General features: G+C 73.3%; 15 protein-coding genes and 2 pseudogenes. 13 read left to right on the top strand and 4 right to left on the bottom strand.

Annotated features, from left to right (window positions below; all coding sequences use genetic code 11):
* Positions 1-74: 74 nt before the first annotated feature.
* The gene (locus tag V2W30_RS04670) at positions 75-1,490 is read left to right on the top strand and encodes an aminopeptidase P family protein (protein WP_338693871.1); all 1,416 of its coding nucleotides are present in this window, start codon (positions 75-77) and stop codon (positions 1,488-1,490) included.
* A gap of 183 nt (positions 1,491-1,673) precedes the next feature.
* A complete protein-coding gene (locus V2W30_RS04665) occupies positions 1,674-2,093 on the top strand; it encodes a VOC family protein (protein ID WP_338693869.1) in 420 nt (139 codons plus the stop codon).
* Between the two features lie 84 nt (positions 2,094-2,177).
* On the opposite strand, the gene V2W30_RS04660 is transcribed toward V2W30_RS04665, so the two are convergent.
* Positions 2,178-3,146, bottom strand: coding sequence for a helix-turn-helix transcriptional regulator (locus V2W30_RS04660; protein WP_425244482.1), 969 nt, complete (start codon positions 3,144-3,146; stop codon positions 2,178-2,180).
* 126 nt (positions 3,147-3,272) lie between these two features.
* On the opposite strand from V2W30_RS04660, the gene V2W30_RS04655 reads away from it, so the two are divergent.
* On the top strand, positions 3,273-3,593 hold the full coding sequence (locus V2W30_RS04655) for an ANTAR domain-containing protein (protein ID WP_338693867.1): 321 nt from the start codon (positions 3,273-3,275) through the stop codon (positions 3,591-3,593).
* Positions 3,594-3,605: 12 nt separating this feature from the next.
* Here the strand turns inward: V2W30_RS04655 and V2W30_RS04650 are convergent, their stop codons facing one another.
* The gene (locus V2W30_RS04650; RefSeq protein WP_338693865.1) at positions 3,606-4,127 is read right to left on the bottom strand and encodes an N-acetyltransferase family protein; all 522 of its coding nucleotides are present in this window, start codon (positions 4,125-4,127) and stop codon (positions 3,606-3,608) included.
* A 467-nt stretch (positions 4,128-4,594) separates the two neighbouring features.
* Between V2W30_RS04650 and V2W30_RS04645 the strand changes: the two genes are divergently transcribed.
* The 5 genes and pseudogenes from V2W30_RS04645 to V2W30_RS41510 form a co-directional block, all read left to right on the top strand.
* Entirely contained in the window at positions 4,595-5,293 is a 699-nt protein-coding gene (locus V2W30_RS04645; RefSeq protein WP_338693863.1) for a VWA domain-containing protein, read from the top strand.
* 59 nt (positions 5,294-5,352) lie between these two features.
* Positions 5,353-5,889 carry a hypothetical protein gene (locus V2W30_RS04640; protein WP_338693861.1) on the top strand — a complete coding sequence of 179 codons (537 nt, stop codon included), beginning with the start codon at positions 5,353-5,355 and terminating at the stop codon, positions 5,887-5,889.
* Between the two features lie 136 nt (positions 5,890-6,025).
* A complete protein-coding gene (locus tag V2W30_RS04635; protein ID WP_338693859.1) occupies positions 6,026-6,457 on the top strand; it encodes a hypothetical protein in 432 nt (143 codons plus the stop codon).
* Positions 6,436-6,663, top strand: a complete 228-nt coding sequence (locus tag V2W30_RS04630; RefSeq protein ID WP_338693858.1) for an MFS transporter — start codon at positions 6,436-6,438, stop codon at positions 6,661-6,663. Before V2W30_RS04635 ends, V2W30_RS04630 begins: the two co-directional genes overlap by 22 nt.
* Positions 6,660-7,106 (top strand): annotated as a pseudogene (locus V2W30_RS41510) (MFS transporter); the annotation flags it as partial. The gene V2W30_RS04630 and the pseudogene V2W30_RS41510, both read left to right, overlap by 4 nt.
* A gap of 164 nt (positions 7,107-7,270) precedes the next feature.
* On the opposite strand, the gene V2W30_RS04620 reads toward V2W30_RS41510, so the two are convergent.
* Positions 7,271-7,681, bottom strand: coding sequence for a DUF5997 family protein (locus V2W30_RS04620; RefSeq protein ID WP_338693856.1), 411 nt, complete (start codon positions 7,679-7,681; stop codon positions 7,271-7,273).
* 57 nt (positions 7,682-7,738) lie between these two features.
* On the opposite strand from V2W30_RS04620, the gene V2W30_RS04615 reads away from it, so the two are divergent.
* A complete protein-coding gene (locus tag V2W30_RS04615) occupies positions 7,739-8,527 on the top strand; it encodes a LysR substrate-binding domain-containing protein (protein ID WP_338693854.1) in 789 nt (262 codons plus the stop codon).
* 131 nt (positions 8,528-8,658) lie between these two features.
* Here V2W30_RS04615 and V2W30_RS04610 read toward each other — a convergent pair whose 3' ends face one another.
* Positions 8,659-9,231, bottom strand: coding sequence for a TetR/AcrR family transcriptional regulator (locus V2W30_RS04610; RefSeq protein ID WP_338693852.1), 573 nt, complete (start codon positions 9,229-9,231; stop codon positions 8,659-8,661).
* A gap of 180 nt (positions 9,232-9,411) precedes the next feature.
* Between V2W30_RS04610 and V2W30_RS04605 the strand changes: the two genes are divergently transcribed.
* The 4 genes and pseudogenes from V2W30_RS04605 to V2W30_RS04590 all read left to right on the top strand — a co-directional run bounded on the left by V2W30_RS04605 (position 9,412) and on the right by V2W30_RS04590 (position 14,209).
* Positions 9,412-9,978, top strand: coding sequence for a (2Fe-2S)-binding protein (locus tag V2W30_RS04605; RefSeq protein WP_338693850.1), 567 nt, complete (start codon positions 9,412-9,414; stop codon positions 9,976-9,978).
* A complete protein-coding gene (locus V2W30_RS04600; protein ID WP_338693848.1) occupies positions 9,975-10,967 on the top strand; it encodes a xanthine dehydrogenase family protein subunit M in 993 nt (330 codons plus the stop codon). The genes V2W30_RS04605 and V2W30_RS04600 overlap by 4 nt, the downstream gene beginning before the upstream one ends.
* On the top strand, positions 10,964-13,093 hold the full coding sequence (locus V2W30_RS04595; RefSeq protein WP_338693847.1) for a xanthine dehydrogenase family protein molybdopterin-binding subunit: 2,130 nt from the start codon (positions 10,964-10,966) through the stop codon (positions 13,091-13,093). The genes V2W30_RS04600 and V2W30_RS04595 overlap by 4 nt, the downstream gene beginning before the upstream one ends.
* Positions 13,086-14,209 (top strand): annotated as a pseudogene (locus V2W30_RS04590) (XdhC family protein). Before V2W30_RS04595 ends, V2W30_RS04590 begins: the two are co-directional and overlap by 8 nt.

The raw sequence follows: 14,209 nt of genomic DNA, 5'->3' as shown, positions 1-14,209 counted from the left end.
CACGTACGTGGCCGCGCGGATGCGGCCGCGAAGACGCGGGACCAGAGACGCAGGACCAGAGAAAGGTGTACGCCGTGGCGGAAGGCCGGAAGAACGGGCTCTACTCGGGGATCTCCGAGGAGCTGTCCACCCTGATGCGCTCGGGATGGGCCGACACCGAGCGGCACGACCTCACCCCGAGCGAGCAGGCCCCGTACGCGGCCGCGCGCCGCGCCGCGCTCTCGGCGCGCTTCCCGGGCGAGCGCCTCGTGATCCCCTCCGGGAACCTGAAGGTCCGCTCGAACGACGACACGTACCCCTTCCGCGCCTACTCCGGCTACGTCCACATGTCCGGCGACCAGGCCCGCGACGGCGCCGTCGTCCTCGAACCCCGCGCGGACGGCGGGCACGACGCGTACTGCTACCAGCTGCCGCGCGACAGCCGGGACGACAACGAGTTCTGGACCGGTCCGACGGCCGAGCTGTGGATGGGCCGCCGCCGCTCGCTCGCCGAGTCGGAGCGCGTGCTCGGGCTGCCGTGCCGCGACGTGCGCACCGCCGCCGAGGACCTGGCCGCGGGCGCGCAGGCCGCTCCGACCCGTATCGTCCGCGGCGTCGACCCGGCCCTGGAGGCGGCGGTCACCACCGACGCCGAGCGGGACGCCGAGCTGGAGGAGGCGCTCAGCGACCTGCGCGCCGTCAAGGACGAGTGGGAGATCGGCGAGCTGCGCAAGGCCGTCGACGCCACCGTGCGCGGCTTCACCGACGTCGTCGGCGAGCTCTCCAAGGCGGTCGCCTCGTCCGAGCGGTGGATCGAGGGCACCTTCTTCCGCCGGGCGCGACTCGAGGGCAACGCCGTCGGCTACGGCACCATCTGCGCCGCCGGCGAGCACGCCACGATCATGCACTGGACCGAGAACGACGGCCCCGTCCGCCCCGGCGACCTGCTCCTGCTCGACGCCGGCGTGGAGGCGCGCACCCTCTACACCGCCGACGTCACCCGCACCCTCCCGATCGACGGCACGTTCACGCCCGTACAGCGCAAGGTCTACGACGCGGTGTACGCGGCCCAGGAGGCGGGTTTCGCCACCGTCAAGCCGGGCGCCGCCTACTGCGACTTCCACGAGGCGTGCCAGCGCCACCTCGCGGCCCAGCTCGTCGAGTGGGGCTTCATCGAGGGTCCCGCCGAGCGCGCGTACGAACTCGGACTCCAGCGCCGCTTCACGATGGCGGGGACCGGGCACATGCTGGGCCTCGACGTGCACGACTGCGCCCAGGCCCGCACCGAGGAGTACGTCGACGCCGTCCTGGAGCCGGGCATGGTGCTCACCGTCGAGCCCGGTCTGTACTTCCAGAGCGACGACCTGACCGTGCCGCAGGAGTGGCGCGGCATCGGCGTCCGGATCGAGGACGACCTGCTCGTCACCGCCGAGGGACACGAGAACCTGTCCGGCGGCCTGCCCCGGTCGGCGGACGAGGTCGAGGCGTGGATGGCCCGGCACGCGGGCTGACCCGCGCCACCGGGGGAGCCGCGTCGCCCCGGGTCCGCGCGGCGGATGTCGCCGTGCGGACGCGCGGGCGGCGTCGAATAATGCGGAGGACCGGGGTGCGCGGCGGTCCGCGGAGGCGCCCGTCCGCGCCGGATCCGGTCCATGGCGGCCCGGAACGGCCACCCACGGGGAAAGGATCGCGCTGTGGCTGCTCGCCTCAATCCGTACATCGCCTTCAACGGGGACGCCCGCCGGGCCATGGAGTTCTACCAGGAGGTCTTCGGCGGCGAGCTCGCCCTGAACACCTTCGGCTCCGCGGGTGGCGGCGGCGCGCCCGCCGACTTCGCCGACAAGATCATGCACGCGCTCCTGGAGACCCCCGACGGCTTCACGATCATGGCCTCGGACACTCCGCCCGGCATGGACCACACCCCCGGCACCGCCATCTCGGTGAGCGTCAGCGGCGACGACGCGGACGCGCTGCGCGGCTACTGGGAGAAACTCTCCGCCGACGGGACGGTCACCGTGCCGCTGGAGAAGCAGATGTGGGGCGATGTCTTCGGCATGTGCACGGACCGCTTCGGCATCGCCTGGATGGTCGACATCACCGATCAGCAGGCCTGAGAGGGCCGGGCGCCGCCCCGGACCCGCAAGCCCCCGGGACGTCGAGCGTCCCGGGGGCACCGGCGTTCCCGGCCGCCATCGCGGTCAGCGCTCGTTCAGGGTGTGGAGGGGCGGGCGCCCGTAGGCCTCGCGGTAGAGCGTGGCGAAGCGGCCCGAGTGGTGGAACCCCCACATCGCCGCGACCCCGGTGACCGTGGCACCCGTGGACGGATCCGCCGCCAGCAGGTCGTGGTGCGCGTGCGACAGCCGCACCCGCCGCAGATGGGCGAGCGGCGTCGTGTCCAGGTGGCGGCGGAACGCGTACTGCAGCGCGCGCACGGTCACGTGGGCCGCCGCCGCGATGTCCGCGACGGTGAGCGGCTCGCGCGCGTGGTCGTCGATGTGGGCGAGCGCGCGGCGCAGGGTCCCGGTGTGGCTGTCGTTCCGGTCGGTCGCGGTGGGCGCGTGCAGCGCGGTGTTCGGGAACGCGGTCAGCACGCTCGCGGCGAGGTGCTGCGCCGCGGTCGACGTGACCAGCGGCTGTGCGGCCAGCTCGGGAACGGCGAGGACGTGGTCGCGTACGTGGTTGATCGTGTGCCGCAGGTGCAGGGCCGCGGCGTCGGACGTGGGCCGGTGCCCGATGAGCCGGACCGGGCCGCCCTTCGCGTCCGGCGCGGTGGCGGCGACCTGGGACAGCAGGGCGGTGTCCAGCATGGTGATGTTGTAGCGGGCGGAACGGATACGGCCCTGGTACGGAAGGTCGGGCGGCGCGAGGGACACGACGTCCCCCGGGCCGAACGCGTCCTCGACGTCCCGGTAGCCGTGGTCCTCGATCATGCCGTCGTGGACCAGGCAGACGCAGATCCGCCCCAGCGGCGTCACGTCGTACCGCAGGCCGAGGTCGAGGTCGAGCTCGTCGATGCTCACGCCCGGCATGGCCGTGCGGTCGATCAGGGCACGGCCGGAACCCGGCGCTCCGTCGCCGATCCGCATCGACGCGTACGCCTTGCTGAGGAAGTCCTCCGTCACCTCGATGTCGCTGCTCTCGAAGTGCAGGTTCTGCAACGTCTCCATGAAGAAACCTCCATTTCGTTTTCCGTACCGCCTCTACCCTCGCTCTTCGTTCTCAGTGTCGTGCCCGAGCCCCCCGGTGACGGAGATTGGACGAGAGCGTCAGAAAAAGAGAAGGGACGGCCCTGCATGAGGGACGGCGGCGGGCCGGACCAGCGGATCGGTGTGCTGCAGGACGAGGTACGGCAGTTGCACCGCGCCATCGCCTCGCACGCCATCGTGGACCAGGCGATCGGAGTCGTGCTGGTACTCGGCGGACTCGCCCCCGAACAGGGGTGGGACGTCCTGAAAGAGGTGTCGCAGCACACCAACACCAAGCTGCGCGAGATCGCGGGCCAGGTCGTGGCCTGGACCTCCGGCGGCCCGCTCGACAAGGATGTGCGGCACGCGCTGGATGTCGCGCTCGCCCGCGCGAAAGCGGCGGCGCAGCCGCTCGCCCCGCGCGCCTGAAGCGCGGGCGCGTCAGTCGAGCGGGAGCCGCATCAGCGTCAGATCGAGCCAGCGCCCGAACTTCGTACCGACCTCGCGCACCGTGCCCGCGTGCTCGAAACCGTGCCGCTCGTGCAGCCGGATCGACGCCGCGTTCCCCGCCTCGATCCCGGCGATCATCACGTGCAGACCGGCCGCCCGCGCGGAGTCGATCAGCGTGCCGAGCAAGGCGGAGCCGATGCCCGCGCCGTGGTGCCCCTCGGTGACGTACACCGAGTTCTCGACCGTGTGCCGAAAGCCCGAGTACGCCTTCCACGGGCCGTAGACGCCGAATCCCACGACGCCGCCGTCACGCTCCGCCACGAACGCGGAGCCCCGCGCCAGATGCGCGTCGAGCCACTCCGCACCCTCGTCACGGGACTGCGGGGAGTCGGTCCACAGGGCCGTGCCGTGCTCGATGGCGTGATTGCGGATGGCGAGAACGGCGTCCAGGTCGCCAGGCAGCGCCGGGCGGACCGTCACCGCCCGTACCCCGGTCTCGTAAGGAGGATTCATGTCCAGGCATTCGGTGTCAGCAGGCCCCTGAAGTGGGCCTTCGCCCCGCCAACCTACCCAATCCGCGCGCGGAGCCGAACACCGGAGACCGCGGCGCTCTCCGGTGGCCCGTGCCCCCCCCGCATCTACCGTGGCCGGGACACGTCACGAACCTTGAGAGGGAGTCATGGCTTCGTCCGCCCAGCACCTCATCGGCAAGGCCGAGGCAGCGGTGAGCAAGGTGAATGGCACCTCGCACCCTGATGAAGTCCACCGCGCGCTCGCGGCTGCGCGGCTCGCGCTCGCCGCCGGCAAAGAGCGGCGCCCGCCCCGAACCAGAAGGCCCCGAGCGCCGAGCGCGGCGGTCGAGGCCTTCGGCACGGGTCGCGCACCTGAACAAAGCGGGGGGGGGAGCGCAACCGTTCACTCGTCCCGATCGTCATCCCTCCCACCGCCACGCGTCAGCGCCATGCAAGGAGCACGTCCGTATGCCGATCAGTTACCAGAAGGTGCCCGCCGGGCTCGTCAGTCTCGCCAAGACCGCTGCCGTCTCCCTGGAGAAGCAGGGGCTCGGCGGACAACAGGCCGCCGTCTACCTGGTGTTGGACCGGTCCGGGAGCATGCGCCGCTACTACAAGGACGGCAGCATGCAGCACCTCGCCGAGCAGGCCCTCGGCCTGTCCGTGAACCTCGACGACGACGGCGTCGTGCCGACCGTCTTCTTCGACACCGAGGCCCACGAGGCCGTCGACATCAGCCTCGACAACTACCAGGGCCGGATCGGCAAACTCCATGAGCACTACGGGCACATGGGCACCACCAACTACGCGGATGCCATGGAATCCGTCATCGACCACTACCTCGACAGCGACACGAGGCACCCCGCGTTCGTCATCTTCCAGACCGACGGTTCCCCCGACTCCCGCCGTGCCGCCGAACAGACCCTGTGCAAGGCCGCGGAGCTGCCCCTGTTCTGGCAGTTCATCGGGTACGGCGACGACGAGTTCCGGTTCCTGCGCAAGCTCGACGAACTCGCCGTGCCGAAGAAGCGGGCCGTGGACAACGCCGGCTTCTTCGCCGCGGGCAAGGACCCCAAGCTGATCCCCGACGGGGTGCTCTACGACCGGCTCATGGGCGAGTTCCCCGACTGGGTCCGCGCCGCGACCGCCGCCGGGATCATCGACTGAGGCAGCGAAGCCGGACAGAGCCGGACAGAGAGAGCCGGGCACAGACAGGGGGACGTTTCGTGAAGCCGCTTCTCCTCGTCGACGTCGACGGGCCGCTCAACCCGTACGCGGCCGCGCCGAGTCGGCGTCCTGAGGGATATCGGACGCACCGCATGCGGCCCACCGGCTGGCAGGACCCGTGGCAGAAGCCACTCCGTGTCTGGCTCAATCCGAGCCACGGGCCCGCGCTCCAGGACCTGCCGTTCGACCTCGTCTGGTGCACCACCTGGCAGGCCGAAGCCAACGAGTGGATCGGGCCCCACCTCGGACTGCCCGAGCTGCCCGTCATCACATGGCCGGACGGGGCCCGGGAGGAGGAGTCGGGCGGGATCTTCTGGAAGACGCGGCACGTCGTCGCGTGGGCGGCGGGGCGAGCGTTCGCCTGGATCGACGACGAGTTCACCGATCGGGATCGCGGCTACGTCACCGCGCACCACGACGGACCCGCGCTCCTGCACTGGGTCAGCCCGCGCCTCGGCCTGCTCGACACGGACTTCCGCACGCTCGCGGCCTGGGCCGCCGAAGCCGCCGGGCCGGAAGACGACCGGGTCGCCTGACCGGCCCGCCGACAGCGCCGCGGCACGGCCTGGGAGAATCCGGGGACACGTGCGGGCGAGGCCACGCGGATGACGCACGGGGGAATCGAACGGGAAGTGAAGCGGGCGTGTGGATGGCGATCATGAGCGCGGTGTCGTGACGCTCCCGCGTGGCGGCGTCGCCCTGCTCGCCTGCACCGCAGGGATCGCCCTCGCCAACAACTACGCGATCCAGCCCGCCCTCGGCGACGTCGCCCACGACACCGGAACGCGGACGGCCGCGATCGGGCTCGTCACGACGGCCGCGCTGACCGGATGCATCGCCGGGTTCGCCCTGTTGCTGCCGCTCGCCGACCGGGCGGCGCCCCGCCGCCTCGTCGCGGGGCAGCTCGGGCTGCTGGCGAGCGGCCTGGTCCTCGCGGCGGCCGCGCCGGGGCTCGGGGTACTGCTCCTCGCGTATCTCGTCATCGGCGCGGGCGCCTCCGTCAGCGCCATGGCCTCGACGATCGCGGGACGCGGCGTGCCGGGGAGCGGCGCGGCGCGGCCGTCGCGCTCGTCGCCGCCGGAATGTCCGCCGGGATCCTGCTGAGCCGTCTCGTCGGCGGCGCCCTCGCCGACGCGTTCGGCTGGCGCGGCATGCTGCTCGTCTTCGCCGGACTCGTCCTGCTCTGCGCCGCCGGGGCCTGGCTCCGGCTGCCCCGGAGCGGCCCGCACCCACCGGCGGCTACCTCCACACGCTCGCGGCGGCGCCGTCCCTGCTGCGCCGCCATCGCACCCTGCGCCGCGCCACCGTGAACGGCAGCCTCTGGTACTTCGCGTTCAGCCTCGTCTGGGTCGCGCTCACCGTCCGCCTCGCGCAGCCCCCGTACGGGCTCGACGCCGCCGCGATCGGCCTCTACAGTCTCGCCGGCGCGCTCGGGTTCGCCGCGCTGCCGCTGGCCGGGCGACTCGGCGACCGGTTCGGGACGCGCCCGGTGATCTGCGGGAGCATGGCCGTGGCCACCGCCGGGGCCGTCCTGCTGTGCACGGGCCTGGACCGGCCGGTGCTCACCGTGGCCGGGCTCGCCCTCGTCGATGCGGGGTGCTTCACCGCGCAGGCCGCGAACCAGGCCCGCATCCTCGCCGTCGACCCGGCGCGCGGCGGCAGCCTCAGCGGCGTCTACCTGCTCCTGTACTTCCTCGCGGGCGTCGTCGGCTCCGCCCTCGCCGCCCCGCTGCTCACCCTCGGCGGCTGGCCCGCCGCGTCCGGAGCGGTCTGCGCGGCGCTGGCCCTCGCCGGGGTGCTCGGCCTGCGCCGGGACGGGTCCTGGCCGGGGTCGCCGTCGTGGCCGACGGCCGACCGGTGCGCGGGAACGACTGAGCGGCCGGGACACCCGTCCCGGCCGCTCAGTCGTGCGTGCGGTCAGTCCCGCGGGGGCTGCTGCGCCTTGCGCTCAGCCTCCTCGGCGTGCTTCTTCTTGATCCGGACGGTCTCCTTGCGGACGTCCGCCTGCGTGGCCCGCTCCTTCTGGAGCCACTCCGGGTTCTCGTCCCTGAGCTCCTCGATCTGCGCCGTGGTCAGCGCCTCGGTGACCCCGCCGCGGGCCAGGCCCGCGATGGAGATGCCCAGGCGCGAGGCGACGACGGGACGCGGGTGCGGCCCGTCGGCCCGCAGATCGGCGAGCCACTGCGGCGGCTCGGCCTCCAGCGCGGCCAGCTCGGCGCGCGAGACGACGCCCTCCCGGAACTCGGCGGGGGTGGCCTCGAGGTACACACCCAGCTTCTTCGCCGCGGTGGCGGGCTTCATGGTCTGGGTGCTCTGGTGCGACTTCATGGGTCAAGGGTATCCAGCGCGGCGGCCGCCGCCGACCACGGCGGGTAGCCTTGCCGCGTGACAGGCACGGAAGAAACCCCCGCTCAGGCCTCGGGTCCCACGTTTCGGCTCGCGTACGTTCCCGGGGCGACGCCCGCCAAGTGGGTGCGGATCTGGAACGAACGCCTGCCCGACGTCCCGCTGACCCTCGTCCCGGTGGCCGCCGCCGACATCGCCGACGCGCTGCGCGCCGGGGACGCCGACGCGGGCCTGGTGCGCCTGCCCGTCGACCGTACGTTCTTCAGCGCGATCCCCCTCTACACGGAGACCGGCGTCGTCGTCGTCCCCAAGGACCACGTCGTGGCCGCCGTCGAGGAGGTCGTCCTCGCGGACCTCGCGGACGAGATCGTGCAGCACCCGCTGGACGACGTCCTGCCGTGGGAGGGCGCGCTGCCGGGGCAGCCGGCCCTGGAGCGGCCCGCCACCACCGCCGACGCGATCGAACTGGTCGCGGCGGGCGTGGGCGTGCTGGTCGTCCCGCAGTCCCTGGCCCGGCTGCACCACCGCCGTGACCTCACCTACCGGACGGTGACGGACGCGCCGGGCTCGGACGTCGCCCTCGCCTGGCCGCAGGAGCGCACCACCGACCAGGTCGAGGACTTCATCGGCATCGTGCGCGGCCGCACCGTGAACAGCTCGCGCGGCCGCACCACGGCCCCCGAGAAGTCCGAGAAGAAGGCCGCCAAGAAGCCCGTCGCCCGCAAGCCGACCGCCAAGGGCACGGGGCGCCCCAAGCCGGGCGGGCGCGGACAGGGCGGGAAGCCGCAGTCCGGTGGCAAGCGCGGAAAGCCGCGCAAGCGCTCGTAGTCCGCCAGGGCCTGTCCGGCGGACCGTGTCGCGGACGCGAGGTCCGCCGTGCCGCTCCGCGCGCCGGACCCCGCTCGCCGGCGCGGCAGGGCACGGGCCGACGAGCCGTGACCTGATCCGCCGGACAGGTCCTACGTCCTCGCCCGAAGGCCGTCCATCACCAGGTCGAGGAGCCGGCCCGAGCGGGACTGCCAGTCGCCGTGCGGGTCGATCAGCCACAGACCCGCGATGGCGAGCATGAAGTCGTCGGGCGTGACACCGGAACGGATCGTGCCCGCCGCCTCGTTCGCCGCCAGGAGCGTCGTGACCGCCTCGGTGAGCGGACCGTGGGCGAGGCTCTTCATCGTGCCGCGCGCGGTCGTCGCCTCGCGCAGCGCGTCCGCGAGGCCCGCCTTCGCCATCGCGTACTGGGCGAGACGGTCCATCCACTCGCGCAGCGCCACCTCGGGCGGCCGTGTGCGCAGCAACTGGGCCGCCGTGTCGGCGACCTGCTGCACCTCGTACCGGTACACCTCGAGGACCAGCGCCTCCCGGCTCGGGAAGTTGCGGTAGAACGTGCCCTGGCCGACGCATGCCTTCCGGGCGATCAGGCTCAGCGGGGCGTCCGCCGACCGCGTCAGCTCGGCGAGGGCCACCTCGAGAATGCGCTCGCGGTTGCGCTGTGCGTCCGAGCGCAGCGCGGCCTGCTTCTTCTGCTGCGGCACGCGTCCTCCTTCGGCCGTGGCGCGTAAACGTCCTTGCTGAGCGGACAGTTGTCCGTTACGTTCGGGAGCCTGGACCGGACAGTTGTCCATTTGGGGTGCCCCCACCATAGCGGCGCACCCGCTCCCTCCTACGTACAGCGCTGATTCTCCACGCACCAGATACGTGAAAGAAGGCTGCTCATGGCCCCAGCGGGGATCTCCACCTCCAGCGCCATCACCTTGCACATCAACGGAGAGAAGCACACCCTGCCCGTCGACCACCGCACCACGCTGCTCGACGCCCTGCGGGAACGGCTCGACCTGACCGGCACGAAGAAGGGCTGCGACCAGGGCCAGTGCGGCGCCTGCACCGTGCTCATCGACGGCCGCAGGGCCGTGTCCTGTCTGCAACTCGCGGTCGCCGCCGAGGGGCGCGAGATCACCACCATCGAGGGCGTCGCCCAGGACGGCCGACTGCACCCGGTGCAGGAGGCGTTCGTGGAACTCGACGGGTTCCAGTGCGGCTACTGCACGCCGGGGCAGATCTGCTCCGCGCTCGCCGTCATCGAGGAGCACGCGGCGGGCTGGCCGAGCGCGGCCACCGAGGACGTACGGCCCGAGGCCGGGCCGCCACCCCTGACCCCCGAGGAGATCAGGGAACGGATGAGCGGCAACCTGTGCCGCTGCGGCGCCTACACCTCGATCGTGCGGGCCGTCGCACAGGCCGCGTCCCAGGTGGGCGACGACGTCAAGGAGCCGGTGGCGTGAGGGAGTTCGGATACGAGCGGGCGGCCGACGTGACGGGCGCCGTGGCGGTGCTCGGCGCCGACCCCGAGGCCCGGTTCCTCGGCGGCGGCACCAACCTCGTCGACCTGATGAAGTCCGGCATCGAGCGCCCCGCGCTCCTCGTCGACGTACGCGAACTGCCCCTGGACCGCGTCGAGTCGACCGAGGACGGCGGACTGCGCATCGGCGCCACCGTCACCAACAGCGATCTGGCCGCCCACCCCGACGTGCGGCGCCGCTACCCGGCGCTGGCCCAGGCCGTCCTCGCCGGCGCCTCCGGGCAGCTGCGCAACATGGCCACCGTCGGCGGGAACCTGCTCCAGCGCACCCGCTGCGGCTACTTCACCGACGTGAGCAAGCCCTGCAACAAGCGGGAGCCCGGCAGCGGTTGCCCCGCCGTCACCGGTGAACACCGCAACCACGCGATCCTCGGCGCGAGCGAGCACTGCGTGGCCGTGCACCCCTCCGACATGGGCGTCGCGCTCGCCGCGTTCGACGCCGTCGTGCAGTACGAAACCCTCGACGGACCGGGGGAGTTGACGCTGGCCGACTTCTACCGGCCGGTCGGCGACACGCCGCACCTGGAGACCACACTGCCGGCCGGCGCGCTCATCACCTCCGTGACGCTGCCGCCCGCGCCCGTCGCCGTGAACTCCCGCTACCGCAAGGTCCGCGAGCGCGCCTCGTACGCCTTCGCGATCGGCTCCGTGGCCGCCGCCCTCGACGTCCAGGACGGTGTCGTACACGACGTGCGGCTCGCCTTCGGGGCCGTGGCGTCCCGGCCGTGGCGGGCCCGCGCCGCCGAACGGGCGCTGCTCGGCGGGGCCGCCGACGGCGCGGCGTTCGCGGCCGCCGCCGACGCCGAGCTCGCGGCCGCCGCACCGCTCACCCAGAACACGTACAAGGTGCCGCTGCTGCGCAATCTCGTCGTGGCGATGCTCACCGAACTCAGTGAGGAGGCCGGGCGATGACCACCACGGCGAAAGCGGACGCGGTCGGCGTCTCGCACACCCGGATCGAGGGCCGCGAGAAGGTCACCGGCGCCGCCCGGTACGCGAGCGAGATCCCCTTCACGGGGCTCGCGCACGGCTGGCTCGTGCTGTCGACCGTGGCCCGCGGCCGGATCTCCGAGATCGGCGACGAGGCCGTCCTCGGACTGCCCGGCGTCCTGGCCGTCCTGCACCACGGGAACGCGCCGCGCGTCACGATCGACTTCTTCGGCGCGCTCGGCCAGCCCGACCCGATCGTCGCGGTCTTCCAGGACGACCGGGTGCCGCACGCCGGCTGGCCCGTCGCGCTCGTCGTCGCCGAGACGCCCGAGCAGGCGCGCGAGGCGGCCGAGGCGCTCGTCGTGACGTACGAGCGGGAGCCGCACGACGTCACGTTCCGCGCGGACCACCCCGACGTCTACACGCCGCAGGAGTCCGCCGCCGAGAAGGGCGACCTGGAGGCCGAACTCGCCGCGTCCGCCGTGGTGCTCGACGCGTCCTACACCACGCCCGAGCAGCACCACAGCGCCATGGAACCCCATGCCGTGACCGTGCGCTGGGACAGCGGGCGCCTGGAGGTCTTCGACTCCAACCAGGGCAGCAAGTGGATCGCCGACGACCTCGCCCAGATGTTCTCGCTGGACGGCGCCGCCGTCCACGTCCGCTCCGAGCACGTCGGCGGCGCGTTCGGCTCCAAGGGCCTGCGCTCGCACCACGTGGCCGCCGTGATGGCCGCGACCCAGCTCCAGCGGCCCGTACGCGTCGCGCTGACCCGGCGACAGGTCTTCGCGATCACCGGCTACCGCAGCCCCACCGCCCAGCGCGTCAGGCTCGGCGCCGACCCGGACGGCAGGCTGCGCGCCCTCGGGCACGAGAACCGGTCCCTCACCTCGAACCTGCGCGAGTTCGTGGAGGGCAGCGCCGGGTACGCGCGCACTCTGTACGACGCCGTCGCGCACCACACCGTGAACCGGGTCGTGCCGGTCGACGTGGGCACGCCGACATGGATGCGGGCGCCCGGCGAGGCCCCGGGCTCGTACGCCGTGGAGTCGGCTCTCGACGAACTCGCCGAGCGGCTCGGCATGGACCCGATCGCGCTGCGCGTGCGCAACGAACCGGCCGTCGGGCCCGTGTCCGGGCTGCCGTTCGCGAGCCGCAACCTGCTCGCCTGCCTGGAGGACGGCGCCCGCCGCTTCGGCTGGGACGCCCGCGACCCGCGCCCGCGCGTGCGCCGCGAGGGCCGCTGGCTGCTCGGCACCGGCGTCGCCGCCTCCACCTTCCCGGCCGGTGTCGCGCCCACCACGGCGTCCGTCACCGCCGAACCCGACGGCACGTTCACCGTCAAGGTCACCGCCGCCGACGTCGGCACCGGCGCCCGCACCGCGCTCACCCTCGTCGCCGCCGACGCGCTCGACGTGGCCCCCGACCGGGTCCATGTCCGCATCGCCGACAGCGACTTCGGGCCCGCCTGGGTGGCCGGTGGCTCCATGGGCACCCGCTCCTGGGGCTGGGCCGTGATGGCCGCCGCCCGCGAACTGCGCGAACGGCTCGCCCTGGCCGGCGGTGACCTTCCGGCCGACGGCGTCACCGTCCGTACGGACACGACCGCGCTCATGGCGACGCTCGCCGAGAAGGAGCGGTACGCGTACGGCGCCCAGTTCGCCGAGGTCGCGGTCGACGTGACCACCGGCGAGGTACGGGTGCGGCGGATGCTCGGCGTCTTCGCGGCCGGCCGCATCGTGAACCCGCTCACCGCGCGCAGCCAGCTGGTCGGCGGCATGACGTGGGGCATCTCCATGGCGCTGCACGAGGAAGCCGTGCGCGACGAGGCGTCCGGCGGACACGTCGGCGCGGACTTCGCCGGCTACCACGTCGCCGCGCACGCCGACGTCCCCGCCGTCGAGGCGCACTGGGTCGACGACCCCGACCCGGAGGACCCCGTCGGCATCAAGGGCGTCGGCGAGATCGGCATCGTCGGCACGGCCGCCGCCATCGGCAACGCGGTGTGGCACGCCACCGGCGTCCGCCACCGCGACCTGCCGATCAGGCCCGACCGGGTGCTGCTCGCGGAGGCCCGGCGCGCCGAGCGGACCGAGCGGGATGCTTGACCTCGCCGCCGAACTGAGCGAATGGGCCGCGCAGGGCCGGGAGTTCGCCGTCGCCACCGTCGTCTCGGTGAGCGGCAGCGCGCCCCGGCCGCCCGGCGCGGCCCTCGCCGTCGACGCCGCCGGAGCGGTCATCGGCTCCGTCTCCGGCGGCTGCGTCGAGGGCGCCGTGTACGACCTGTGCGTCGAGGCCCTCGGTGACGGGCGGACGCGCAGGGAGCGTTTCGGGTACAGCGACGACGACGCGTTCGCCGTGGGTCTGACCTGCGGCGGTGTCGTCGACGTGCATGTCGTGCCCGTGCTGTCCGGCTCCGTGGGCCGTTCCACGGTGGAGGCGGCGCTCGCTGTCGCCGCGCGCGGCGAGCCGGTCGCCCTCGCCCGCGTGCTCGACGGACCCGGCCGACTGGCCGACGGGGAGGGCTGTTGCTGGTCCGCCCCGACGGCACGTACGAGGGCGGCCTCGGCTCGGCCGACGACGCCGGGCTCGCCGCGCAGACCCGGGCGCTGCTCGACCTCGGGCGGACCGGGGTGTGCGCGGTGCCGGAGAGCTCGGCGCGGTGCGGCGGCGACGTGGAACTCTTCGTGGAGTCGAGCGTGCCGCCCGCGCGGATGATCGTGTTCGGCGCGGTGGACTTCGCGGGCGCGCTGGTCCGGGTCGGCAAACTCCTCGGGTTCCATGTGACGTTGTGCGACGCGCGGGGTGTCTTCGCGACGCGCGCGCGGTTCCCCGAGGCCGACGAGGTCGTCGTCGAATGGCCCGACCGCTATCTGCGCGAGACCGCCACGGACGAGCGGACGGTCCTGTGCGTCCTCACCCACGACGCCAAGTTCGACGTGCCCCTCCTGGAGGTGGCGCTGCGGCTTCCGGTCGCCTACGTCGGGGCGATGGGGTCGCGGCGCACGCACGACGACCGCCTGGACAAGCTGCGCGAAGCGGGCCTGGGGGAGCGGGAGTTGGCGCGGCTTCGCTCTCCGATCGGGCTCGACCTGGGCGGGCGTACACCGGAGGAGACGGCGATCTCGATCGGGGCGGAGATCGTGGCGCTGCGCCGGGGCGGCACGGGCGCCCCGCTGAAGGGCGCGGCGGGACCGATCCACGCCGCTCCGGCAGGACTCTGA

The sequence above is a fragment of the Streptomyces sp. Q6 genome (assembly GCF_036967205.1).
Lineage (GTDB): Bacteria > Actinomycetota > Actinomycetes > Streptomycetales > Streptomycetaceae > Streptomyces > Streptomyces citrinus.
This window is presented reverse-complemented; position numbering and strand designations above follow the sequence as displayed.